Source organism: Pseudoalteromonas shioyasakiensis (assembly GCF_022398475.1).
Taxonomy (GTDB): Bacteria; Pseudomonadota; Gammaproteobacteria; order Enterobacterales; family Alteromonadaceae; genus Pseudoalteromonas.
Genome location: NZ_JAKEVM010000060.1, coordinates 1 through 24814, shown reverse-complemented (window position 1 = coordinate 24814; position 24814 = coordinate 1). Strand labels below are relative to the sequence as shown.

Genomic DNA, 24814 nt, shown 5'->3' with positions numbered 1-24814 from the left:
GTGGCGCACAATTAACATCATTATATTGGCGTATTCTCATAGACAGAACTAACCTTTTGCAGCGATAGTTAAGCTAACACGATGTTCACCTAAACGTTGATGTTCTACACCTAAGTTGGCCTGTAAAGAATCAAGCAAACCTTTAATGTCGCCAGTTTTAAATACACCAGCCACTTTTAATGAGGCAAGCTCTGGATCATTTAATTCAAAACGTGTGGCAGTATAACGACTTACTTCTTGCAGTGCTTCGCCTAAAGACTCGCCATTAAAAATCAGCATTTCTTGTTGCCATGCCAAATCACGCTGAACGTCATCAACCGATAACTGTTGAATTGGCTCAGTTTTACTTTGTTTTATCAGTGCTTTCTCACCAGATACAACAACATTAGCGCTAAGCGCTTTAATATCTGCACTGTTATCTGAGGCATCTTTTAAACGATTAAAGTCGCTAGCATCAACCTGAGTACTCGGATCAGCAATCATCACCTTGCCTTCAGTCACCACTAGCTCTAAGTCTGAAGCAGTATTTCGCTGAACATTAAACACCGTACCAAGTGCAGTAAATGATTTATCACCAGCAATAACCGTAAACGGACGGCTGGGATCTTTGGCAACATTGAAGCGCCCTTCACCGCGGCTCAAAATCAACTGCCGGCGATCGCCTGAATAGGCAACTTCGAGTTTAGTATTGGTATTAAGCTGAACAATAGTGCTGTCTGGCAGCACAAATTCAGCTTGCTCACCCACTTTGGTTCGGTAAATTTTGCTAAATTTGGCGTAATCGTTTTCTTCACTTTGCCAATAGCTTGAATAGATAAGCATGATAGAACCAAGCAGCATTGCCACTAAAAAGCTGGCAGCGGTTGCCATACCAAACACTGCTGGTTGTTTTTGCGGTGCTTTATAAGGAAACAAACTACTTAACTCATTAAGTACACTCATTTCATCCCATAAGGTCGCAAGTTCAAACAATGCCTCTTGATGAGCCGCACTTTGGTGAGCCCACAAATGTAGTTGGCTTACTTCATCTTTAGATAGGCCACGATCAATGGCACTGATCCACTGACTCGCCTGCTCTTGAATCATGTCTTTTGATGAAAATAGATGGACATTACTCATTTGTTCACCTCTTTTGCAGTGAACTCTGTGGTAGGGGTAAATGCCTGTGGTTGTACGTCGTGTGATTTCATTGCTCGGTGAACATGTAATAAGCCTTTGGCTATATGTTTTTCAACAGTACTTTCGCTAAGACTCATTTTAGCTGCAATTTCCTTTTGGCTTAAGCCATAGACTTTTTTTAAGATAAAACATTTTTTAACCTGAGGGCTTAATTCGTTAGTCACTCGGCAAAAAAACAAAAAACGCTCTTTAGAAGTCACTTCATCTTCAAGTGCCATTGAACGCATGTGATGCTCAACCTGCTGTTGTTCATCTAACGATTCTTTGTATTTATTGTCCCATTTAGCAATATGATTTAGCGCCAAATGCTTAGCCGTTTTCAGCATGTAACTGTGAGTATATTCGATATTTTGCTTAAGATCAGCTTCATAACTTTTTATAAACGTCTCTTGCACAATATCTTCTACATCATCAGGGCTGACGATACGTGATACAAAGCGCCTAAGCTTGCTCGATATCTCGGTAAAAGCGGTGATAACCCCAGTTTGATCTGTCATCCTTAACTCACCTTTATTATATTTTTATTGCTTTAGGGTACGAGATTTCAGTTTAATTACAAGCCATTTGTTAAGTTTTTGTACCTTAGGTAAACAAAGGTTTCATAAACTCATAAAAAACCTCTGTTTTGCGCGTCACTAGGCTGTTTTGTGGTTTTAAAAACCATACTGGCGCGTCAGCATCAACAAGGCTATTAGGGAGTATTTCGATTAACCGTCCTTCGGCTAAATCATCTTTAATTGCAATATAAGATTTAATCGCTATGCCATGGCCTGCAATCGCCGCCTGTGTCATGTTATCTGAGTTAGATACAGTAAAACGCGTTCTCGCATTATAATTAATGACTTCTCCTCCTTCGTTAAATTTAAGCTGTCGCTGCCATGGCAAACACACCCAGTAATGGTCTTTAAGATCAGCCACCGACTTAGGCTGCCCATATTTTTCAATATAGCTCGGTGCTGCGCACAAAATACGAGAGTTACTAACAAGCTTACGAGAAAGCAGGTTTGAATCTGCCAACTGACCTACCCGAATAGCCACATCTTGGGCATCATCAACAATATTCACAAATTGATCTGTAATCATAAAATCGAGTTTTAAGTCGGGAAATTGCTGTTCAAAGTGGCCAAGCTCAGGCATCACAAATTTCGAAAAGACCCAAGGCGGCATAGTGACTCGTAAAAGCCCTGACACTGCTGAACCCCTTGCGCCAATTTGATGCTCAGCATCATATAAAGCTTCTAAAATGGCACCAGCTCGTTGATAAAACAGCTCCCCTGCAGGTGATAAGCGTATTCTCCGACTATCACGAAACAACAATACAGTACTTAATGCTTTTTCTAACTTACTTAAGCGATGACTTACCGTCGCAGGTGAGAGGCCTTGAGCTTTAGCGGCGGCAACTACACCTTGGTTTTCAACTATGGCAATAAAGGTTTCTAAATCACATAAACTGTACATGGCTTTGATTCAACATTTTCGAATTTAGGTTTCAGTTTTGTATTGTATATATAAAAATTTAAAACTCTATACTTGCTACAAATTGTAAAAAATGATTGGAGTATGTATGTCTTTAAAAACCCAAATCGACGCCTTTGAAGTGCAAAAGAAAGCCAATGTCCCAGCTGATATCTTAAATTTGATGGATGTCACGACTGAAAAACTGATTGCAGAACAATTAAGTAAACATGCTTTAAAAGTCGGTGATAAGTTTCCAGCATTTGAATTACCCGACAGCAAGGGCAAACAAATCAGCTCGACTGAATTGCTAGCGAAAGGCCCGCTTGTACTGAGTTTTTACCGTGGTGGTTGGTGCCCGTATTGTAATTTAGAGCTTCGCGCGCTTAACAATATGCAACAAGCATTTGCTGATCAAAATGCACAGTTAGTTGCTGTTTCGCCGCAGTTACCTGATGAATCACTGTCTACCCAACAGCAAAACGAGCTGGCTTATACGGTGCTTTCTGATGTGTCTAACTCTTTGGCTAAAAAGTGTGGCTTGGTATTCACCTTAGATGAACGCTTAATCCCAGTTTACGATCAACTTGGTTTAGATATTCCCAAAGCCAATGGTGACGAAAGCTACGAATTACCACTACCAGCAACCTATGTTATTGATAGCCAAGGGGTGATCCAATTTGCATTTGCTCATGAAGATTACACATTAAGAGCAGAGCCTTTAGATGTTCTTAACGCTGTTAAGGCACTAAATCATGTTTAAAAAAGTATTTTTTAGTCTACTTTTATTGGTAACCCTAACTTACTCGGGAGGCACAATGGCAGAGTCTCAACACCAAGCAAAACCAACAGTAATTGTGTTTGATGTCAACGAAACCTTGCTTGATCTTGAACAAATGCAAAGCTCAGTCGCTGAAGCGCTTAATGGCAATACCCAGCTATTACCGCTTTGGTTTTCGACCATGCTGCATCACTCCTTAGTGAGTACGGTGTCTAATGATTATCATGACTTCGGTGAAATTGGCGTTGCTGCACTAATGATGGTGGCAAGTAATAATCAAATTTCCTTAACTAAAGAGCAAGCAAAGCAAGCGATTGTGCCACCGCTTTTATCTTTACCTGCCCATACTGATGTTAAACCAGCGTTGGCGCAATTAAAGCAAGACTATAAACTGGTCAGCTTTACAAATTCGTCAAATAACGGTGTAAAAGCGCAGTTTCAACATGCTGGCTTAACAGATTACTTTACTCACCGTTACAGTGTTGAAGATATTAAAGTGTATAAACCCGATCTGCGCGCTTACAAGTGGTTGCTTGAACAATTAAATGTAGCGCCTCACGAAGCTTTAATGGTTGCTGCGCACGGCTGGGATGTAGCAGGCGCTAAAGAAGCGGGTATGCAAACAGCATTTATCGCAAGGCCCGGTAAAGCGCTTTACCCATTGGCAAAGCAACCAGACTACATTGTTAAAAATCTAGAAGAGTTAGCCTCTTTACTAACGAAAAAGTAAAAAACGATTTAAACCGTTATATCAACGCAAAGTGAAAATGCTTTGCGTTTTTTTGCGCCTAACAAAAAAGTAAACTACAGGGTGTACCTTTCTCTTTTTTGGGTATAAACTAAACGCTAAATGAATATGCATAGTGACGTCTTTCATGCTAATAGACTATTTTTTATGCATACCTACTTAACAATTGGACTGTGGAGTAAACATGCGTCTGCCTTTCGCACCTGCCAAATTATCATTATCTGCGTTGTTATTAGTTTCTGCTCCTTTGCTACTGCAAGGTTGTTCTGAAGCGCCACAGCAACAACAGGGTCAAATGCACCCCGCTGCTGTCGCGACTATGACAATGGAAACTCACGATGCCCCTTTTACGATTGAGCTGCCAGCGACGCTGTCTGGTTCAAAAGAGGTTGAAGTTCGTGCCCGTGTCACCGGTATTCTTGAATCACGCAACTTTGAAGAAGGTCAGCGTGTAGAGCAAGGCCAATCATTATTTACAATTAACCTTGAACCTTATCAACTTGCGGTTGACCGAGCGCAAGCTGCACTTGATGGTGCAAAAGCAGCGCTTGTTCAAGCTGATCGTGACGTTAAACGATTAGCTAAACTACGTGCCGAAAAGTCTGTTTCACAACGTGATTACGATAACGCAAGCTCAGCCAATGATATTGCTAAGACAGATTTAGCCGCTGCAAAAGTTGCGTTAAAAGAAGCGCAACTAAACCTTGAATATGCGCAAGTGAAAGCCCCTGTCGCAGGTGTAATGGGACGTGAGTTTGTTTCTGAAGGAACCTATGTTTCTGGTCCAGATTTATTACTGACTCAAATGACTCAGTTTGACCCTATTCGTATTCGTTTTGGCTTATCTGAGCGTGAACAACTGCAAATGCGTCAAGATGTTAAAAATGGCTCACTAACGTTACCTGAGCAAGGCCACTGGAAAACACAAATTAAACTGCAAGATGGTTCGTTATACGGGCAAACCGGTGAAGTTAACTTCTCTGATGTGCGTATTAATCCAAACACAGGTACCAGTGAGTTTCAGGCAATTATTCCTAACCCTGATTTTCAACTTCGCCCGGGCCAATTCGTTCGTGTTGAGTTAAGTGGTGCAGTACGCAAAAACGCTTTCATCGTTCCGCAACGTGCAGTGCTTGATAACGGCACTGGTAAGTTTGTTTATGTAGTAAGTAAAAACGAGCAAGGTATGGATGTCGCTTTACCTGCCCCTGTTACTGTAGGTGAATGGATCAAAAAACCAGAAAACGAGCAATACCAAAACTTTTGGTTAATTCGCAGTGGTTTAAAAGAAGGCGACCAAGTTATTGTTGATGGCATGGCACGTATTTTCTTCCCGGGTATGCCAGTCAATGTTGGCAAACCTGCCGCTAACCCAAGCCACGCAGAATAAGCACAGGGAGTATTATGTTTTCTCGTTACTTTATAGACAGACCCATTTTTGCGTTTGTTATCTCTATTGTTATTGTGCTTGCGGGACTTGCTGCGATGCGCAGCTTACCTGTGGCGCAATATCCTGAAATAGCACCACCGGTTGTTCAAGTAACCGCAGCCTACCCCGGTGCATCTGCCGATGTGCTTGAGCAAACGGTAGCGACACCGATTGAAAATGCCATTACCGGTGTTGAAGGCATGATGTATATGTCTTCAACGTCAACCAGTGCAGGTTCAACCACCATCGAAGTTACTTTTGAAATTGGTACTGATGTTGACCAAGCAGCCGTAAACGTAAACAACCGTGTTAAGCAGGTTGAAGCGCGTTTACCTGAAGAAACACGCCGCCAAGGTGTGGTGGTTCAAAAAGGTTCTTCTAGCTTTTTACAGGTTCATGCCTTTTACTCACCAGATGGAACACGTTCAAGTTTATGGACATCAAACTATGTCACTATGAACGTACTTGACCGTGTTAAACGCATTCCTGGCACCACCAGTGTACAAATTTTTGGTGCCAAAGATTACGCAATGCGTATTTGGCTGCGCCCTGATGTAATGAGCCAATTAGGTGTCACTGTTGAAGAAATTGCAGGGGCAATTCGCGTACAAAACTCACAATACGCGGCAGGTAAAATTGGTGCAACACCAACTACGCAATCTCCACAAGAGCTTGTTTATAGTGTCACTGCACAAGGGCGTTTGTCTGAGCCTGAGCAATTTGAAAATATCATTATTCGTTCAAACACAGACGGTAGTAGCTTACGCTTAAAAGACGTAGCCCGCGTTGAGCTCGGCTCAAAAGACTATAACTTCAAAGGGACGATTAACGGTAAAGAAGCGGTACTGTTAGGTATCTTCTTACAACCAGGTGCCAACGCTCTTGATGTAGCTGAAGAAGTAAACAGTGTTATTGAAGAAATGAAAAGCCAGTTCCCGACCGGCCTTGCTCATTTAACGTCATACGACACAACCCGCTTTGTTGAAGTCTCAATCCGTGAAGTTGTAAAAACACTACTTGAAGCCATGGTATTGGTATTCTTAGTAGTGTATTTATTCTTACAAAACTGGCGCGCAACGCTTATTCCAACCCTTGCAGTGCCAGTATCACTACTGGGCACATTTGCCGGCATGTATATGCTGGGTTACTCAATTAACTCTCTCACCTTATTCGGTATGGTGCTGTCGATTGGTATTGTTGTTGATGATGCCATCGTGGTACTTGAAAACGTTGAGCGTATCATGCACGAAGAAGGCCTAGGTGCCAGAGACGCCGCCGTTAAAGCGATGGGCGAAGTAAGCGGCCCGGTGGTGGCAATTGTTTTAGTACTTTGTTCAGTGTTTGTGCCAATTGCGTTTTTAGGTGGCTTAACCGGTGAGCTATTCCGCCAGTTCGCTATTACTATTTCGATTGCAGTAAGTTTATCGGGTGTCGTTGCTTTAACGATGACGCCAGCCCTTTGTGTACTTATTTTAAAACAAGAACACAAGCAAACTGCCCGCTTCTTCTTGTGGTTTAACGACATGTTTACCAAGATCACCGGCCGTTATGTTGGTGCTGTTGGCTTTATGGTGCGCCGTGGTCTGTTAGGGCTGATCTTAATGACGGGTATGATTGCCGCAACGATTGGCCTTTGGCAAAACACCCCTGGTTCACTTGTGCCAGATGAAGACCAAGGTTATTACATCTCTGCAATCTTCTTACCTGACGGTTCATCACTTGAACGCACAGAGCAAGTCACACAACAGGTTGTTGAGGCCGTACAATCAAACCCAGCGAACGAAAACGTGGTGGCGTTTACCGGTTTTGACTTTATTGGCGGTGGTTACAAAAACAGCGCTGCAACCTTATTCGTGACTCAAAAGCATTGGGATGAGCGTGAAGTTGATACCAAGGCACTGGTGCAAGAGCTATTCATGAAAACAGCAGGTATTAAAGAGGCGCTCGTTCTTGCCTTTAATCCTCCGGCTATTTTTGGTTTAGGTAACACAGGTGGCTTTGAATTTTACATTCAAAACAAAGGTGATAGCGACCCAGACAAACTTCAACATGCAATGCAGTTGATGACAGCTGAAGCACAAAAGAGTCCTATCATCAGTGGTCTGCAAACACTTTGGCGCCCTGATGCACCACAGCTACGTGTTGATGTTGACCGTGAACAAGCACGTGCAATGGGTGTCGAAATTGATGATGCGTTCACTGCTCTTGCAGGTAACTTAGGGACTTATTACGTTAACGACTTCAATAAATTTGGTCGCGCATGGCAAGTACTAATGTCTGCAGACGCTGAATTTAGAATGAAGCCTGATGACATTGGCCGTATCTATGTTAAAAACAACCAAGGTACTATGGTGCCGCTTTCAGCCTTTACCACTATCGAGTATAGCCGTGGCCCAGAAAACCTAAATCGTTATAACAACTTACCTGCTGTTAAACTGATGGGTAATGCAGCGCCGGGTTACAGCTCAGGTCAAGCTATTGCTGAAGTTGAGCGTATTGCACAGGCAGTATTACCACCTAATATGACCTACGAGTGGACAGGCTCTGCATTCCAAGAGAAACGCAGTTCAGGCACCACAGGAATTGCCTTAGGCCTTGCTGTGATCATGGTATTTTTGATTCTAGCAGCGCTATATGAGCGTTGGTCACTACCACTGTCTGTGATGCTTGCCCTGCCATTTGGTACTTTTGGTGCGCTTATAGCAGTTTGGGTTGTTGGCATGACAAACGATGTGTACTTCCAAATTGGTCTAGTAACACTACTTGGTCTTGCCAGTAAGAACGCGATTCTTATTGTTGAATACGCCTTGATGAAACATCAACAAGGCTGGAGCGCAAGTACGGCTGCTCTTGAGGCTGCACGTTTACGTTTTCGACCAATCATTATGACTTCGCTTGCTTTCATTTTAGGCGTTGTGCCTTTAGTACTGAGCTCTGGCGCAGGTGCAGGTGCCCGCCACAGCGTTGGTACCGGTGTAATGGGCGGTATGATGGCAGCGACATTCCTTGCAGTATTCTTTGTGCCGCTGTTCTTTTATTGGTTAACGGCGCGAAAATTAACTGAAAAACGATCAAGACAAGAGCTTGCTGATGAGATAGCAGAACATCATCAACAAGAACATGTTAAAACCCAAGAGGGTAACCTGTAAAAAATGAAGGGCAAACAATGAGTTTGCCCTTTTTTTTGATTATTTGATTACTAGCAATTTACTGCTTCGAACGCTAGTATTAAGGAAAGATGTGTGGAGTACAGCATGAATAATCAAAAATTAGCCGAATTTGAACAGTTTTTTCAAATCAACGAGAGCAACCGTGTCAATTTATATGCGGTTGAACCTAGTGCTGTGCCAAAAACCAATGCTGAGCTCGAAGCGGATATCCCTGCCCTATTTAAACTTGCCAACGAAGTAAACGAACTTGAGCAAACAAGCTTACGACCACTGCGTAATCTGGGTGATGTTGCACAAGAACTCGCGGCCTTTTTACAGGCACAATCTCGTAAAATTGATTTAATCATGAGTCACATCTTAGCCTCAGAGCAGCCTGACGATAACGCAAACTATTGCGATAGTTATGGCGGTGGTGGTGTAAAACTTACCTCAGCTGATGTGTATGAATTAGGGCAAACATTTCGTACTAAGTTGTTCTTGCAGCACGAAGCATCTGCCATTTATTGCTATACCGAATTAGTCGCCATTGAAAAATGCGATGATGATAAATACCAATACACATTATTGTTTACTGCCATTCGCGATGCTGACCAAGATTTAGTCGTAAGAGCAGCCCTGCACGCACAAACACGCCAACTTAAAAAACGTCAGCAAGAAAACAATCAGCAAGACAGTTAAAAATCACGCTTTATCGCGCACAAAAAGCTGACATCTATGGCTAAAATGCTAAACTAGCCCCACCTTAGTTTGTTTAATACCTTCATGAAATTTAGACTTTTACCTGAATGGGCTGAGCAAGATGCCGTTATGCTCACTTGGCCTCATCAAGACACAGATTGGGCTGCAAATTTAACCGCTGTTGAGCCTGTGTATGTAGCACTTTGCCAAGCAATAAGCCAACAACAAGATGTTGTGATTGTGGCCCATGATAATGCTCTCAAAGCACATATTGCAGCTTTACTTGCAAATGCAGAGGTTGATGCTAATCGCATTCACTTTGTGGTTACACCGTGTAACGATACCTGGGCACGTGACCATGGCCCATTGACCTGTGCAAATATTGATGACGCAACTCAATTAAAAGTAATGGATTTTATTTTTAATGGTTGGGGCAATAAGTTTGCAAGTGATCTTGATAACCAAATTAATCAAGTACTTGTAAAGCAAGTCGCATGTCCTAAAAATGGTTATCAGCAAAGTGAACTGGTTCTTGAAGGCGGTGGCGTCGAGATCAATGAACACGGCGTGCTACTCACAACCAGCGAGTGCTTATTAAACCCAAATCGTAACCCAGAACTCACAAAAGCAGATATAGAACAAACGCTGGTCGAGCAACTGGGTGCTACGTCGTTTCTTTGGGTTGATCACGGTTATCTTGCAGGTGATGATACCGACAGCCATATTGATACGCTGGTACGTTTTGCACCAAACAACACCCTTGTTTATGTTAAGTGCGACGATAAAAATGATGAGCACTTTGCAGCCCTTGATGCAATGGAAAAGCAACTGCAATCATTTAAAACAGCAGAGGGTGAAAACTACACGCTGATTGCCTTACCTTGGCCAAAAGCTGTGTTCGATGAAGATGGTGACAGATTACCTGCCACATACGCTAATTATTTAATTATCAATAAAACCGTTTTAGTACCAATTTATGGTGATGAAAACGATCAACTGGCGCTTGGTCAGGTTGCCAAAGCATACCCAGATCACACTGTGGTGGGTATTAATTGTGTGCCAATTATTCACCAATTTGGCAGCTTACACTGTATTACAATGCAATTACCGCGCGGCTTTTTAGCAGGAACAAACAATGACTAAACCAACGCATTTAAAGGTTGCTCTTGTTCAGCAATCAAACACCGATAATGCTCAAGACAATATGGCAAAATCAATTGCCGGTATTCGTGATGCAGCAAGCCAAGGCGCTAAGCTTATTGTTCTTCAAGAGCTACACCTTAGCTTGTATTTTTGCCAAACCGAAGATGTAGACGTTTTTGATTTAGCAGAAACAATCCCGGGTCCAAGCACAGACACCTTAGGTGCACTTGCCAAAGAACTTAATGTGGTGATCGTGTCATCATTATTCGAAAAGCGTGCTACAGGACTTTATCACAATACTGCTGTGGTGCTTGAAACTGACGGCAGCATTGCCGGTAAATACCGTAAAATGCATATTCCTGATGACCCAGGCTTTTACGAGAAGTTTTATTTTACACCGGGTGATTTAGGTTTTGAGCCTATTCAAACCTCTGTTGGTAAACTAGGCGTATTAGTGTGTTGGGATCAATGGTTCCCAGAGGCTGCACGCTTAATGGCAATGGCCGGTGCTGAAATTTTAATTTACCCAACAGCCATTGGCTGGGACCCGCGTGATGAAAAAGACGAGCAAACACGTCAAAAAGACGCCTGGGTTATTTCACAACGTGCTCATGCAGTTGCCAACGGCGTGCCTGTGATCAGTTGTAACCGTGTTGGCCACGAAAGTGATCCAAGCGCTCAAAGTAAAGGTATTCAGTTCTGGGGTAACTCGTTTATCGCAGGCCCTCAAGGTGAAATCTTAGCCGAAGCGAACAACAGCGATGAGCAATTATTAGTTGTTGAATTAGACCAAGCGCGTAGTGAAAACATACGTCGAATTTGGCCTTACCTTCGTGATCGTCGCATCGATCACTATCAGGACTTAACCAAGATTTATCGAGACTAAGCAGTAAAAACAGTTTAAAGGAGTAGTAAATGGCGTTTGCGCAATGGGCAGCATTGCCTTGGGTAAAATCTGAAAAAGATAAAATTCAATGGGGACAACTTACCGGTAGCGGGCTTAGCATCGCTATCGCAGAAGGTGTAAAGCAACACAACGAGCTGGTTGTGATTGTCACCCCAGATACACCAAGCGCCCTACGCCTTGAAACTGAACTCGAATTTCTGTTGCCTGAAAACCCAGTCATGGTCTTCCCTGACTGGGAAACACTCCCTTACGATCATTTTTCGCCACATCAAGATATTATTTCAGCGCGCTTAGCCACGTTAAATACCTTAAAAAAAGAACAACAAAGCGTATTAATCGTGCCAGTTTCGACCTTGATGCTGCGTACTGCCCCTGCTTCGTTTATTTATGGTTCAACCCTTAACTTTAAAGTGGGCGATACCTTAGATACACACACACTACGTGAAAACTTAGAACAAGCAGGCTATTTACACGTACAACAAGTGATGGAGCATGGTGAATACGCGATTCGCGGCTCTATCGTTGACTTATACCCTATGGGTAGTCCTCACCCATTTCGTTTAGACTTTTTTGATGATGAGCTAGACAGCATTCGTTTATTTGATGTTGAAAGCCAACGCTCTGATGAAAAAGTCGACAAAATTGAGTTACTGCCAGCTCACGAGTTTCCAACTAACGACTCAGACATCGAGCGTTTTCGTATCAATTATCGTGAACAATTTGGCGCAAGCTCTGAGCAAGACTCAATTTATATGCAGGTGACTAAAGGAACTTGGCCTGCAGGTATCGAATATTATATGCCGCTGTTTTTTGATGAATTGGCAACTATCTTCGATTACTTACCAAGCAATACAACGTTTATGCATTTTGGCGATATTGAGCATGCTGCTGATCAGTTTTGGCATGATGTGAATGTACGCTATGAAAACCGTCGTGTTGATCCGCTCAGACCTTTACTTGAACCTGTAAAGCTGTATCAAAGCGTTAATGAACTATTTGGTGAGTTTGGTAAATATGCACGTATTCGCTTATCACAAGCAAAATTAGGCACCAAAGCGGGTCACACCAACCTTGCTAGTAAAGAGCTGCCAAATGTTCGTATTGATCATAAGTTACATGAACCTTACCAAGGTTTAATTGACTATGTTGCCAGTGAGAAAAAACAAAAAGGCCGCGTGCTGCTCTCGGTTGAATCGGATGGCCGCCGCGAATCATTACTCACCTTATTAAAGCCAAGTGGTTTAAAGCTTAAAGAATTTGAATCGTTTAGCGATTTTACCAATAGTTCCAGTGATGTTGGCCTAATTGTTTCGCCACTTGAGCAAAGTGTGGTGTTAGACGGTAAGCCGCGTTTAACTATTATCACAGAGCAAGAATTACTAGGCATTAAGGTCTCGCAACGTCGACGCCGTAAACACAAATACGAAGCCAGCCAAGATGCACTTATTCGTAACCTTGCTGAACTACGTGAAGGTCAACCTATTGTGCACCTTGATCATGGTGTAGGACGCTATCAAGGCCTTGAAACCATTGATGCTGCCGGTGTGATCACTGAGTTTGTTACGATCATCTACGCCAACGAGGCAAAGCTTTACGTGCCCGTTTCTGCGTTACATATGCTGAGCCGCTATTCAGGTGGTGAAGAAGCCTCTGCCCCGCTCCATAAATTAGGCTCCGATGCGTGGGAAAAAGCAAAAAAACGTGCCGCTGAAAAAGTGCGTGATGTGGCTGCTGAACTCTTAGATATTTACGCTAAACGCCAAGCAAAGCCTGGCAATAAATTTAAGCTTGATGGCAGTGCTTATCGTCAGTTTAGCGACAGCTTCCCATTTGAAGAAACTGACGATCAACGCAACGCCATTGAGTCTGTGCTCGGTGATATGCAAAGTAAGCAAGCGATGGATCGTTTAGTATGTGGTGACGTTGGCTTTGGTAAAACCGAAGTTGCAATGCGCGCAGCCTTTGTGGCCGTGAATGATAACAAGCAAGTTGCGGTACTTGTACCAACCACACTACTTGCACAGCAACATTATGAAAACTTTAAAGACCGCTTTGCCGATTTACCAATTGAGGTGGGTGTTTTATCGCGCTTTAACTCAACCAAAGAGCAAAAAGACACCCTAGATAAAATGGCTGAGGGTAAATTAGATATCGTAATTGGTACTCACAAGCTTATTCAACAAGATATTCAATTTAAAGATTTGGGCTTATTGATTGTTGACGAAGAGCACCGTTTTGGGGTGCGTCAAAAAGAAAAAATTAAAGCATTACGTGCAGATGTCGATATTTTAACGCTCACAGCGACCCCTATCCCACGTACATTAAACATGGCAATGAGTGGTATGCGTGACTTATCAATCATAGCTACACCGCCTGCGAAACGTTTAGCGGTTAAAACCTTTGTAAGACAAAGAGATGCTGAACTTATTCGCGAAGCAATTCTGCGTGAGATTAAACGCGGTGGTCAGGTGTATTTCTTACACAATAATGTTGAAACCATAGACCGAGTTGCTGAAGAAATTAGCGAATGGGTACCTGAAGCCAGCGTAACAACCGCACATGGTCAAATGCGAGAACGCGAGCTTGAACAAATCATGAGTGATTTTTATCACCAAAAATATAACGTGATTGTGTGTACCACTATTATCGAAACCGGTATCGATGTACCCACTGCCAACACCATTATTATGGATAGAGCAGATAAACTCGGTCTGGCACAACTGCATCAGTTACGTGGTCGTGTTGGCCGCAGCCATCACCAAGCGTATGCATACCTACTCACTGGTAACCCTAAATCACTGAGTAAAGATGCGGTTAAACGATTAGAAGCGATAGAGTCACTTGAAGACTTGGGTGCAGGTTTTGCGCTTGCAACTCATGATTTAGAAATTCGTGGTGCTGGTGAACTGCTTGGTGATGATCAATCAGGTCAAATGCAAACCATTGGCTTTAGTTTGTATATGGAAATGCTTGAGCAAGCGGTTAACTCCCTCAAAGAAGGTAAAGAGCCAACCCTTGAGAACTTATTAGGTCAGCAAACTGAGGTTGACTTAAAGCTGCCAGCGTTATTGCCTGATGATTATATTCATGATGTAAATGCTCGTTTAGGTATCTATAAACGCATTGCAAGCTGTGCTAACCTCAATGATATGGACGAGTTACAGGTAGAGCTGATTGACCGTTTTGGTCTACTACCTGACGCCACAAAAAACTTATTCAGTTTGCAACAATTAAAACTGCAAGCAAGTAATATTGGCATTAAGAAGATTGAAGCAAACCCGAAAGGCGGTTATTTTGAGTTTAGCCAGCATACAAAGGTTAACCCTAGCTTCATTATAGGTTTGATACAAAGTGCACCGCAGGTGTATAAAATGGATGGCGCAAACAAACTGCGCTTTGCAATTAGCGAAGCCAACGCTCGCGAACGCTTAAAAATGGTCACTGCAATGATTGCAGATTTCGAAAAAAAGGTTAGCCATTAATGTTGTTTAGAAATAGTTTACTACTGCTTTGTTGCTTATTTACAAGCTCGTCATTTGCAACACGTTGGTTCGAAATTGAAGTTCTTATTTATAAACAGCGCCCAGCCCCCTACTTACAGGAAGATTTCAGTTTAAAACACGATGAAATCAAGGCTAAGCGTAGCAAAGATCTATTATCTCCTGCATACACAGAGCAGGCAAAACAGGCTTGTATTGAAGGTGATAGCCGCTTTCGCAGTGATTCTTTCACAGATTCTTTAGTCAATAGCAATCCTCACTCAAACGTATGTGATGACAGTGTTGATTTTTTAGCAAGCTATAATCAACTGCCTGTGACACCCGTTGTTGAGCCCCGTGAAGACACTGACGAAATTTATTTAATGGCGCCAGAACAATTACAGTTTGTTGAACAAAAAAATCAGCTTGATAGAAAAGGCTTAACCCCTATTTTGCACACCGGCTGGCGTTTTCCTGAAATGAGTGAAAGAAGAGCACCAAGTATCCGCCTCTTTGCCGGCGAGCACTTAGCAAAACACGCAAGTCCTGTAGAAGAAAACAACGATTTTATTAGTTTAGTCGGCCCTACTGAGCGCTACATTCCCGATCAGCTGCAAAATGTGCCTGAGTGGGAATTAGACGGTTTAATGAAGATTTATGTTCGTCACTACCTGTTTATAAACGCAGATTTTGATATTAGTCAGCGCTTAGAAACTGGTGATTACGAAAAAGCACGTTTTTCACAATTCAAACGTGTGATCAGTAACGAGATACATTATTTTGATCACCCACGTATGGGGATGATCGTGCAAATAAGACGCTACAACCATTAATGGATACAATTATGAAAAAATATATGGCAATTGCAGCAGCGGCTGCAGCACTTACTTTAGCTGGTTGCTCAAAAGTAAATTTAGAGAACTACGAAAAAATTGAAATTGGTATGGATAAAACTGAAGTTGAAGCTATTTTAGGTTCAGCAGATAAGTGTGAAGAAAAGACACTACACACTAACTGTATCTGGGGTAACAAAGATAAAAATATCGAAATTACCTTAGTATCAGACAAAGTGTCGCTTTACAGCAAAACAGGTTTAGACGCTAAATAAACCGAAATGGGTGGCCAAGGCCACCCTTTCATCTTTCATCTTTCAAAATGTCAGTTTGCGAGTAAATACGCTCAATATTGACAATTTTGCTGCGATTTAACGTAATCTTGTAGCGCTGATACAAAGTTTCATCTTCGCTTTGTGTAAACACTAATACCACATTTAACTGATAACGCCTCTCTACGGCTTTTTTAGAGATTTTATTGCTATCTAGATGATAGAGCTTACCTTCACCCCGCTTTAAATAGCGAGCAAACGGTGCCAAGCTAAATTGCATGGTTTGTTGCAAGGTATCGTAGCCAGGTAAAAACTCTTTAGCGTTAACTTGTGTTTCGCTTGCAAAATGCAGCCACTGAGCAGCCTGTTTATTTTGATGACGTCGCTTTGAAAAAATTTTTCTTACCGCTTTAGGCAGGCGTTTAAAACTGGTGTATTCAAGCCAAATGTTTTGGCTAGCAATTTTGTCTTTGGTTATGCTGTTTTTAAATTGAAAGCGCCATTTAGGTCGCCCTCGTACGATAGCTCGCCAGATCACCCGTGTTATGTCTTCTTTAAATATTTCACGAAGACCATAAATAACACCCAAGATCAAAATCAACGTCGCTGTTACTTCGGTAAAGTTTGAGCGAGCATTTAACACAACCAACATCACAAAGGCCATGATCACAGCGGTCACCGTGCCCTTTACCATACGTTTTAAATAACTGTTTAAGTGACGCGTGCTACGTGTAAGCACCACTCCATGCTCAATCAAGCGTTGTAATAGGCGCATTTTGTTGGTGATACGGTTGGCATCTTCAAGTGTTGATTGCGAGTTATATTCTTGCTCGTCACGGTAACTGTTTTCATTTTTGCAAAACTCTAATAGCTCACTGCGCTCTTTTGCAAAATCACTACTGCGCGGCCCTTCATCCAGTAGTTTCAAAAATGACTGCTCTACATGCCAGCTTAAGTAGTTATCGGCGTTTTTATAAAATGGCAGTAGCTTTTCGTCATCTGGGGTGTAGCGTCTTAGTTTTTTCAACAAGCCTTTGGTTTGCTCGCACAACTCAATGGCTGCAGGGTAAAACTCATCGGCTTCTTGGTGTTTTAGGGTGTCTTTAATATCGGCATTCAGCGCGAGTCGAACTTGATAACAATATAAGTTTAAGTTTTGCCGATAATCTTGCTGTTCACCTTTGTTTTTACTAACAAAGCGGCTTCTAACTAAGGGTAAGTGAATGTTGTTAGCGTTATACGCAAGGTGCGATTTAAAGTTATTATTAAAGAATGATTCTTCGCTCAGTGTTTGTGGGTTAACACTCATTTCATTCGGAATGGAGAAATACAGGTCGAGTCGTTGCTCTGTGCGTGGTTTAAGCTCAGGCTCAATAATAAAAGATAAGTTTTCGTCTTGTTTAAGCAATATCACCTCGTTTGTTAAAAGTACCTCTATAGTTTACGCGTTGATAGGCTTTCAGACAATAAAAAAGGCCCAGTAAAAACTGGGCCTTAGTAATCATTTCAAACTAGATTAGAACTTGATGTTCATACCAGCGAAGAAACGACGACCTAGTACATCGTATGTGTACGGGTCAGTGTTTGAGTCATTGTTACCTGAGTAGTAAGGTGCTTGCTTATCGAATAAGTTGTTAACACCTGCAGAGAATGACACTGTGTCGTTCAGGATGTATGAACCGCTGATGTCGTGGTATACAACAGTACCAACGCTTGGTACTAGACACTCGCTGTCGTCAGCAAGACATGCGTAGCTGTCTAGGCCGTCGATCATACGTGCTTGGTATTGTGCATCCCAGTTGTCGCCAGACGCGTTAAGAGTGAAGTTAGACTTAACTTTCGCGTAGCTACCGATACCTGAAGTTACAAGACCTGTGTAATCGATTGTGCTTGTGCCTGAATCAACGATGTACTCATCAAGGATTGTTACATCAAGACCTGTGCGCCAGTTAAGACCTGCAGCTTCAAATGCATACTTGAAGTTTACGTCGTAACCTTTAGTAGATTCATTACCAATGTTTTGTAATTGGTTGTTGAAGCTAATGCGACCAGTGCTTTGGTTGAAGTTGATTGCAGAAGACTGACATAGAGCAGTATCTTGGTTCTTGTATGCACCAGTAGAAGCATCAAGACAGTTTTCAACGATGTACTGGTTGTTTACGCTTGAAATTGAGTTTTCAATTTCGATTTCGTAGTAGTCAACAGTCATTGAGAAACCGTCGAACCATTCTGGAGCGTATACGAAACCAGCAGTTACTGTATCAGCAAGCTCTGGCGTTAATTGATCGTTACCACCAACAGTTACTTCAGCTTGGTCTTGTGCACCAGGGAAGTTAACTTGTTCGAATGAAGGTGATTTACCTTGGTAAAGCTCAGATACTGTAGGAGCACGGAATGCAGTTGAACGAACAGCACGTAGCATTAGTTCGTCGTTTACACGCCAAGTTAGACCTAATTTCCAAGTTTCATCTGAACCAAATGTGCTGTAATCGAATGCACGAACAGCAGCGCTTAAGTCAACCATTTGAGCAAATGGTGCGTCAGCTAGAAGTGGAACAGCGAATTCAACGTAAGCTTCGTTTACGTCAAAACGACCACCAGTTGGTTCAACACGTGGGTCATTTGCAAGACCTTGTGAAGTTAGTGAATCTGGAACGTACCATGCTTTTTCTTCACGACGCTCGATACCAGCAGCGAAACCAACATAACCAGCAGGAAGTTCCATTACTTCACCGTTAAGGCCAGCAGAAAGAACTAATAATTGGCTACCACCTGAGTTGTTTTCAGTGTAGTTGTACTGTGCAAGGTTGCTACCTGACCAATCAGCTTGGTTAAGTGGGTTGAAAGTACCCTCTTCGATTGCGTCTTGGATTGAACCCATGTTAAGTAGGTTAGTTGCGCGGTCAACTGAGTCGTTACGACCGAATACTACTGAAGTATCCCAGCCCCAACCGTTGTCAAATGCACCGTCAAGACCGATTACTGCACGTACAGTGTCAACAACTTGCTCATAGCCACGAGGACCTACGTCAGTCATACGACGACCGTAAGAGATGTCTTCACCGTCAGCTACGCCGTGAGAAAGAAGTGAGTCACCCATTGTGTCCGCATCGTAAGTGAAGTCAAACCATACTGGCTGTGGAGCCATTTGTTGAGTTGACCAACGCTTAGAGTAAGTGAACTCAGAAACTAAACGCGTTTCATCAGTTACGTCAAAATGGCCGATACCTGTTAGGTTTAAACGACGCATTGGCGTGTAAAGGTAGCTTGTTGCTGAGTAGTTGTAAGCATCACCTGCTGAAGTGAAGTCGTGCCACTCGCCGTCTGCTTGACCTTGTAAGCTTGCATTTTCAGCCCAAACGTGGCCGAAAGGCGTGTAAGAAGAACCACCACAGTAGAAGCTACCGTTTTCGTAATCTTCTTCGATTGGACAATCAGAGAAATCACGGTCTGCTTGAGAAGCGTCGCCACGGTCTGTGTATTGTAAACCAATTACAACGTTACCACGGTCAAAGCTTGAACCCATTGTGATATCGAAAGACGTTTCGTCTGCATCGCCTTCACCAGTGATAGCACCGTTAAGGTTCATGTCTAGACCTTCGAAGTCGTCTTTTAAGATGATGTTAACAACACCAGCTACCGCGTCAGTACCATATACAGCAGATGCGCCGTCTTTTAGTACTTCAACTTGCTTGATCATTGATACTGGGATTGTGTTTAAGTCAACAGTAGATGCTGCGCCAGTACCAGAGTTGATCATACGACGACCATTTACTAGTACTAGAGTACGTTGTGCGCCTAAACCACGTAGGTCAACACGTGCGTTACCGCCTGAACCGTTGTTAACAGCAGGGTTAGTCATCGCACCGCTTGCTGCAGTCATTTTTTGTAGAACGCCATCGATGCTTGATGCACCCATTGCTTTGATGTCATCTGCGCCGATTAAAGTTACAGGACTAGACGTCTCCATATCGGTACGCTTAATGCGAGAACCTGTAACTTGAATTTTTTCAATAGACTCTGCTGCATCATCAGCAGCTAAAACTTGCATGCTTGAGAACATTGGGATTGCTGAAACAACAGCTAAACCAAGAATTGATTTTTTCATGTGAAAACCCTACTTGTTGGAAATTTACCTTTAGTCAGGTAGCGCTCGTTATTATTAGAATCACGAGTCAGCGGAGGGCAACTTAGGCTCAGTTAACTGAACGAAAACTGAATGACAGGTTAAAGAAAAAACAACCCCAAAATAGCGTATCCATTTTGGGTAATAAGGTTTCACGATGTATCAATGTTAACAGAAAAAAACACTGCCACATCAGCAAGCTAACATTATTAAGTAGCAAAAAAAACACGATTGAAATCAATTGCACGCACTTTGTAATCAAGTGTAACTAAAGGCCGATTAGTGCTACAAATGAAATTTTTACAAGTTGATCACACAACGTTATAAAAACCGTAAAAGCTTGGTAAGACTGCTAACCATAGTTATTCACTAAAATTAACTAAATAGACAAAGTTAGTCCGTTAAACAGTGTATTAGAGAATGATTTCTTGGTTTTGTTCCGTCAGTTTGCAATACCGTATAAAGATACGACTAATAAAGAACATTAAAGTAGAAAAAGATGACGAAGGAATGACATAAATCACAGCTTTTAAATAATCAAAAGCTGTGATCAACAATAAATAAGGGAAGATGTTATCGAGTTTGCAGTGAATCGAAATAATAAAGCAAAGTTTGTGGTTGATTGTCACCAGTAGTATAAGTGAGCATCATTTTCCAGGTCATTACAGGCTCAGAGCATGCGCCAACCATAGTATCAGCAACCCAAACTTGCCCTGTCTGTTTAAACTGCAGTGGAATAAAACCCATATACATAGTGACCCCTTCAAGTTTTGCAGAGAGGTTTTTAGCATCTTTCGGCAGCTTTAGGTTGATTGCAAAAGGCAACTCAGGGCTGACATCTGGGTTGCTCAGCCAAACTTCTGCATTATTAGGGTAATAACAGTGACTATTGTTCTCACAACTTGTACTTGTGCTGCCCTCTTCTATACTTTGGCTATCACATGCAGCTAAAAATACACTGAAAAGGAAAACGGGTAATAAACTAGTTCGCACTCTATTTGCCTGTATAAAATAAAAGCGGATACTAGTGAGCTACCCGCGAAAAGACAACCATGCTAGATGGAATAAGCTAATAAAAATACAATCTCTGACAAAAAATAACCAACAAAGCGCTAAAATTTGATTGATGTCATAATTTTATGCAATTGACCTATCTTTTTAAGGTCAAAAATTTTATCATTTCCATCGCAAAAATAAGGGTTTCTCGAGTTTGTTTTCTGAAGCTAGCACCGCTAAGTTGGCTTTAGGTAACACGCTTGTGAAGTAATAGTAGGCCCCACTTTGTATAAAAGTGGGTAATTCATTTCTAAAACGCATTTATTGCAGCGGAAGCCAGAAAATGAGCCAAACAGTAGCATCACAAACTGAGTACAATTATAAAGTTGTACGCCAATTCGCTATTATGACAGTGATTTGGGGCATCGTTGGCATGAGTGTTGGGGTTCTGATTGCTGCCCAATTAGCTTGGCCAGCACTTAACTTTGATACACCATGGTTAACTTACTCTCGACTACGTCCGTTACACACGAACGCAGTAATTTTCGCATTTGGTACAAGTGCACTTTTTGCGACGTCTTATTACGTCGTACAACGTACATGTCAAACGCGCCTTTTCTCAGATAAACTAGCAGCCTTCACCTTCTGGGGTTGGCAACTTGTTATCGTACTAGCAGCGATTACCTTACCGCTAGGTATCACCAGCTCAAAAGAATACGCTGAACTTGAATGGCCAATCGATATTCTTATCGCCGTTGTTTGGGTAACTTACGCAGTTGTATTCTTTGGTACGTTAATCAAGCGTAAAGTATCGCACATCTATGTTGCGAACTGGTTCTATGCTGGTTTCATCATTACTGTTGCCGTTTTACACATTGTAAACAGCATGGCAATTCCAGTTTCACTAACTAAATCATACTCTATCTACGCAGGTGCTGTAGATGCAATGGTTCAGTGGTGGTACGGTCACAACGCTGTTGGTTTCTTATTAACTGCTGGTTTCTTAGGTATGATGTACTACTTCGTACCAAAACAAGCAGGTCGCCCTGTTTACTCTTACCGTTTATCGGTAGTTCACTTCTGGGCTCTTGTTTCTTTATACATCTGGGCAGGTCCTCACCACCTACACTACACTGCGCTTCCAGACTGGACGCAAAGCTTAGGTATGGTTATGTCAGTAATCCTATTCGTTCCATCTTGGGGTGGTATGATCAACGGTATCATGACGTTATCTGGTGCATGGCATAAACTACGTACTGACCCAGTACTTCGTTTCTTAGTTGTTTCTCTATCTTTCTACGGTATGTCTACGTTCGAAGGCCCAATGATGGCTATTAAGTCAGTTAACGCGCTTTCTCACTACACTGACTGGACTGTAGGTCACGTACACTCAGGTGCACTAGGTTGGGTTGCAATGATTTCTATCGGTGCTATCTATCACCTAATCCCTGCACTATTCTCACAAGGCCGTATGTACAGTGTTAAACTAGTTAACACGCACTTCTGGTTACACACTGTTGGTGTTGTTCTATACATCGTAGCAATGTGGATTTCAGGTGTAATGCAAGGTCTAATGTGGCGTGCAGTAAACTCAGACGGTACGTTAATGTACAGCTTTGTACAGTCATTAGAAGCTTCGTATCCGTTCTATATCATGCGTTTCCTAGGCGGTGTATTCATCGTAACAGGTATGCTAATTATGGCTTACAACGTTTATCGTACTATTGCAGCGAAGAAAGATTCGCTTCAATTAGACGCTGACGCACAATTGGCATAATGGAGTAGCACGATGAGCAATAATAATTCACAAAACAAACACGAAATAGTCGAAAAGAACGTTGGCCTAATGGCTATCTTGACTGTCTTTGCAATCAGCTTTGGTGCGTTAGTTGAGATTACTCCACTAATGTTCCAAGACGATACGACTAAACCTGTTGATGGCTTACGCCCTCTTACAGCGTTAGAAATGGAAGGTCGTGATATCTACGTGCGTGAAGGTTGTTACAACTGTCACTCACAAATGATTCGTCCTTTCCGTGACGAGGTTGAGCGTTACGGTCACTACTCTGTAGCTGGTGAGTCAGTATGGGATCACCCATTCCAATGGGGTTCTAAGCGTACTGGTCCTGACCTAGCTCGTGTTGGTGAGCGTTACTCAGACGATTGGCACCATGCTCACTTAATGGACCCACGTGCTGTGGTTCCTGAGTCAAACATGCCAGCGTTTCCTTGGTTAGACGAAAACAGAGTCGATACGACCCATACACTTAAAAAGCTTCAAGTATTCCGTGATAGCTTCGGAATCGACAAAGCAAGCGACCGTTACGACGGTAAAGGTTACGGAAGCGACGAAGAGCTAAAAGCTGACATTGCGAAAATCGAAGCCATGAACAATGGTGAAGGCGCAACTGAAATGCAAGCTCTAATCGCTTACTTACAACAGCTTGGCACACACTTGAAGTAATTATTATGGATTACGGAACATACAGAGGCATTTTGACTCTGGTAATTTTAGTACTGTTTATTGTGATTGTTGTATGGGCATACAGCAAGCGTAGCAAAAGCCGATTTGATAACGCTGCAAATGCCATATTTGAAGATGAAAAAAAACACAACAACACAATCTCTAACGAGGAAAAGGAGTCTGAGAAATGACTAGCTTTTGGAGTATATGGGTTATCGTATTAACCCTAGCGTGTCTTGCTATCATCTTCGGCCTACTTCTGTGGAACTTAAAAAACTACACAGGTGTTAAAGAAGGCGAAAGCTGTGGTCACGAGTTTGACGGCATTGAAGAACTAAACAACCCACTACCAAAATGGTGGACTTACATGTTCTTCGCGACATTCATTTGGTCTGTATACTACCTTGCTGCTTACCCAGGTTTAGGTAACTGGGAAGGTTTAGGTAAATGGACAAGTTCTAACCAAGGTATTACTTCTTTAGCTGAGTCTAAAGAAGCGACTGAACAAGCATTAGCTAACGGTGAGAACGTTCAATTAGACCAAGAATTTATCGCTGCTGATGAGCGTTTTGGCCCAATCTTTGAGTCATTCGCAAAACAAGATATTGAAACACTAGTTAAAGATGAAAAAGCGCTTGAGATTGGTCAACGTTTATTCTCACAAAACTGTGCACAATGTCATGGTTCAGATGCACGTGGTGGTCAAGGCTTCCCTAACCTAACGGATAACGATTGGTTATACGGCGGTACACCAGACAAGATCAAAGAAACACTTCTTTACGGTCGTGTTGCTGCGATGCCACCTTGGGGTGATGCACTTGGCGAGCAAGGCATTAAAGAAATGACTGCTCACGTACTTAGCCTTTCAGGCCGTACTGTTAACCAAAAAGACGCTGCTGCAGGTGCTGCTAAGTTTGCAATGTGTGCTGCGTGTCACGGTGCTGACGGTAAAGGTTCAGTTGCACACAATTTACCATTTGGTGCACCTAACCTAACAGATAACATCTGGTTATACGGTGGTTCTAAACGTGCTGTTGAAGAAACACTAATCAATGGCCGCGCCGGTGTAATGCCAGCATGGAAAGACATTTTAGGTGAAGATAAAGTTCACTTATTAACAGCGTACGTTTACAGCTTATCGCAAGATAAATAAC

General features: G+C 42.4%; 20 protein-coding genes. 14 read left to right on the top strand and 6 right to left on the bottom strand.

Features of this window, described 5'->3' with window-relative positions; all coding sequences use genetic code 11:
- Window positions 1–48: 48 nt before the first annotated feature.
- From L1D51_RS11925 to L1D51_RS11915, 3 genes are all read right to left on the bottom strand, one after another.
- Window positions 49–1119, bottom strand: coding sequence for a FecR family protein (locus L1D51_RS11925; RefSeq protein WP_239963740.1), 1071 nt, complete (start codon window positions 1117–1119; stop codon window positions 49–51).
- Entirely contained in the window at window positions 1116–1676 is a 561-nt protein-coding gene (locus L1D51_RS11920; protein WP_055021034.1) for an RNA polymerase sigma factor, read from the bottom strand. The genes L1D51_RS11925 and L1D51_RS11920 overlap by 4 nt, the downstream gene beginning before the upstream one ends.
- A gap of 85 nt (window positions 1677–1761) precedes the next feature.
- Window positions 1762–2637: a LysR family transcriptional regulator gene (locus L1D51_RS11915; RefSeq protein ID WP_239963739.1), complete on the bottom strand. Its 876-nt coding sequence runs from the start codon at window positions 2635–2637 to the stop codon at window positions 1762–1764.
- A 106-nt stretch (window positions 2638–2743) separates the two neighbouring features.
- Between L1D51_RS11915 and L1D51_RS11910 the strand changes: the two genes are divergently transcribed.
- From L1D51_RS11910 to L1D51_RS11865, 10 genes are all read left to right on the top strand, one after another.
- A complete protein-coding gene (locus L1D51_RS11910; protein ID WP_055198673.1) occupies window positions 2744–3397 on the top strand; it encodes a peroxiredoxin-like family protein in 654 nt (217 codons plus the stop codon).
- A 55-nt stretch (window positions 3398–3452) separates the two neighbouring features.
- The gene (locus L1D51_RS11905) at window positions 3453–4145 is read left to right on the top strand and encodes a haloacid dehalogenase type II (protein WP_239963738.1); all 693 of its coding nucleotides are present in this window, start codon (window positions 3453–3455) and stop codon (window positions 4143–4145) included.
- 202 nt (window positions 4146–4347) lie between these two features.
- Window positions 4348–5553, top strand: coding sequence for an efflux RND transporter periplasmic adaptor subunit (locus tag L1D51_RS11900; RefSeq protein WP_239963737.1), 1206 nt, complete (start codon window positions 4348–4350; stop codon window positions 5551–5553).
- Between the two features lie 14 nt (window positions 5554–5567).
- Window positions 5568–8741, top strand: a complete 3174-nt coding sequence (locus L1D51_RS11895; protein ID WP_062565233.1) for an efflux RND transporter permease subunit — start codon at window positions 5568–5570, stop codon at window positions 8739–8741.
- A gap of 105 nt (window positions 8742–8846) precedes the next feature.
- Window positions 8847–9440: a PilZ domain-containing protein gene (locus L1D51_RS11890; protein WP_054561991.1), complete on the top strand. Its 594-nt coding sequence runs from the start codon at window positions 8847–8849 to the stop codon at window positions 9438–9440.
- Between the two features lie 84 nt (window positions 9441–9524).
- Window positions 9525–10583 carry an agmatine deiminase family protein gene (locus L1D51_RS11885; protein ID WP_054561339.1) on the top strand — a complete coding sequence of 353 codons (1059 nt, stop codon included), beginning with the start codon at window positions 9525–9527 and terminating at the stop codon, window positions 10581–10583.
- On the top strand, window positions 10576–11469 hold the full coding sequence (locus L1D51_RS11880; RefSeq protein ID WP_239963736.1) for a carbon-nitrogen hydrolase: 894 nt from the start codon (window positions 10576–10578) through the stop codon (window positions 11467–11469). The genes L1D51_RS11885 and L1D51_RS11880 overlap by 8 nt, the downstream gene beginning before the upstream one ends.
- 29 nt (window positions 11470–11498) lie before the next feature.
- On the top strand, window positions 11499–14972 hold the full coding sequence (gene mfd, locus L1D51_RS11875; RefSeq protein ID WP_239963735.1) for a transcription-repair coupling factor: 3474 nt from the start codon (window positions 11499–11501) through the stop codon (window positions 14970–14972).
- The gene (locus tag L1D51_RS11870; protein ID WP_239963734.1) at window positions 14972–15802 is read left to right on the top strand and encodes a peptidoglycan binding protein CsiV; all 831 of its coding nucleotides are present in this window, start codon (window positions 14972–14974) and stop codon (window positions 15800–15802) included. Before mfd ends, L1D51_RS11870 begins: the two co-directional genes overlap by 1 nt.
- 11 nt (window positions 15803–15813) lie before the next feature.
- Window positions 15814–16077 carry a hypothetical protein gene (locus L1D51_RS11865; RefSeq protein ID WP_055198739.1) on the top strand — a complete coding sequence of 88 codons (264 nt, stop codon included), beginning with the start codon at window positions 15814–15816 and terminating at the stop codon, window positions 16075–16077.
- 28 nt (window positions 16078–16105) lie between these two features.
- On the opposite strand, the gene L1D51_RS11860 is transcribed toward L1D51_RS11865, so the two are convergent.
- The 3 genes from L1D51_RS11860 to L1D51_RS11850 form a co-directional block, all read right to left on the bottom strand.
- Window positions 16106–17482, bottom strand: coding sequence for a hypothetical protein (locus L1D51_RS11860; RefSeq protein ID WP_239963733.1), 1377 nt, complete (start codon window positions 17480–17482; stop codon window positions 16106–16108).
- Window positions 17483–17590: 108 nt separating this feature from the next.
- On the bottom strand, window positions 17591–20182 hold the full coding sequence (locus L1D51_RS11855; RefSeq protein ID WP_054561334.1) for a TonB-dependent receptor plug domain-containing protein: 2592 nt from the start codon (window positions 20180–20182) through the stop codon (window positions 17591–17593).
- Between the two features lie 591 nt (window positions 20183–20773).
- Window positions 20774–21193: a hypothetical protein gene (locus L1D51_RS11850; protein WP_055021041.1), complete on the bottom strand. Its 420-nt coding sequence runs from the start codon at window positions 21191–21193 to the stop codon at window positions 20774–20776.
- Window positions 21194–21539: 346 nt separating this feature from the next.
- Here L1D51_RS11850 and ccoN point away from each other — a divergent pair, with 346 nt between their 5' ends.
- Genes ccoN through ccoP form a run of 4 tightly spaced genes read left to right on the top strand, consistent with a single transcriptional unit; the run spans window position 21540 to window position 24813 of the window.
- Entirely contained in the window at window positions 21540–22973 is a 1434-nt protein-coding gene (gene ccoN / locus L1D51_RS11845; RefSeq protein ID WP_036967883.1) for a cytochrome-c oxidase, cbb3-type subunit I, read from the top strand.
- A 12-nt stretch (window positions 22974–22985) separates the two neighbouring features.
- A complete protein-coding gene (gene ccoO, locus L1D51_RS11840) occupies window positions 22986–23660 on the top strand; it encodes a cytochrome-c oxidase, cbb3-type subunit II (protein WP_054561332.1) in 675 nt (224 codons plus the stop codon).
- A gap of 5 nt (window positions 23661–23665) precedes the next feature.
- A complete protein-coding gene (locus L1D51_RS11835; RefSeq protein ID WP_054561331.1) occupies window positions 23666–23851 on the top strand; it encodes a cbb3-type cytochrome oxidase subunit 3 in 186 nt (61 codons plus the stop codon).
- A complete protein-coding gene (gene ccoP / locus L1D51_RS11830; protein ID WP_054561330.1) occupies window positions 23848–24813 on the top strand; it encodes a cytochrome-c oxidase, cbb3-type subunit III in 966 nt (321 codons plus the stop codon). Before L1D51_RS11835 ends, ccoP begins: the two co-directional genes overlap by 4 nt.
- The last annotated feature ends 1 nt before the right edge of the window (window position 24814 follow it).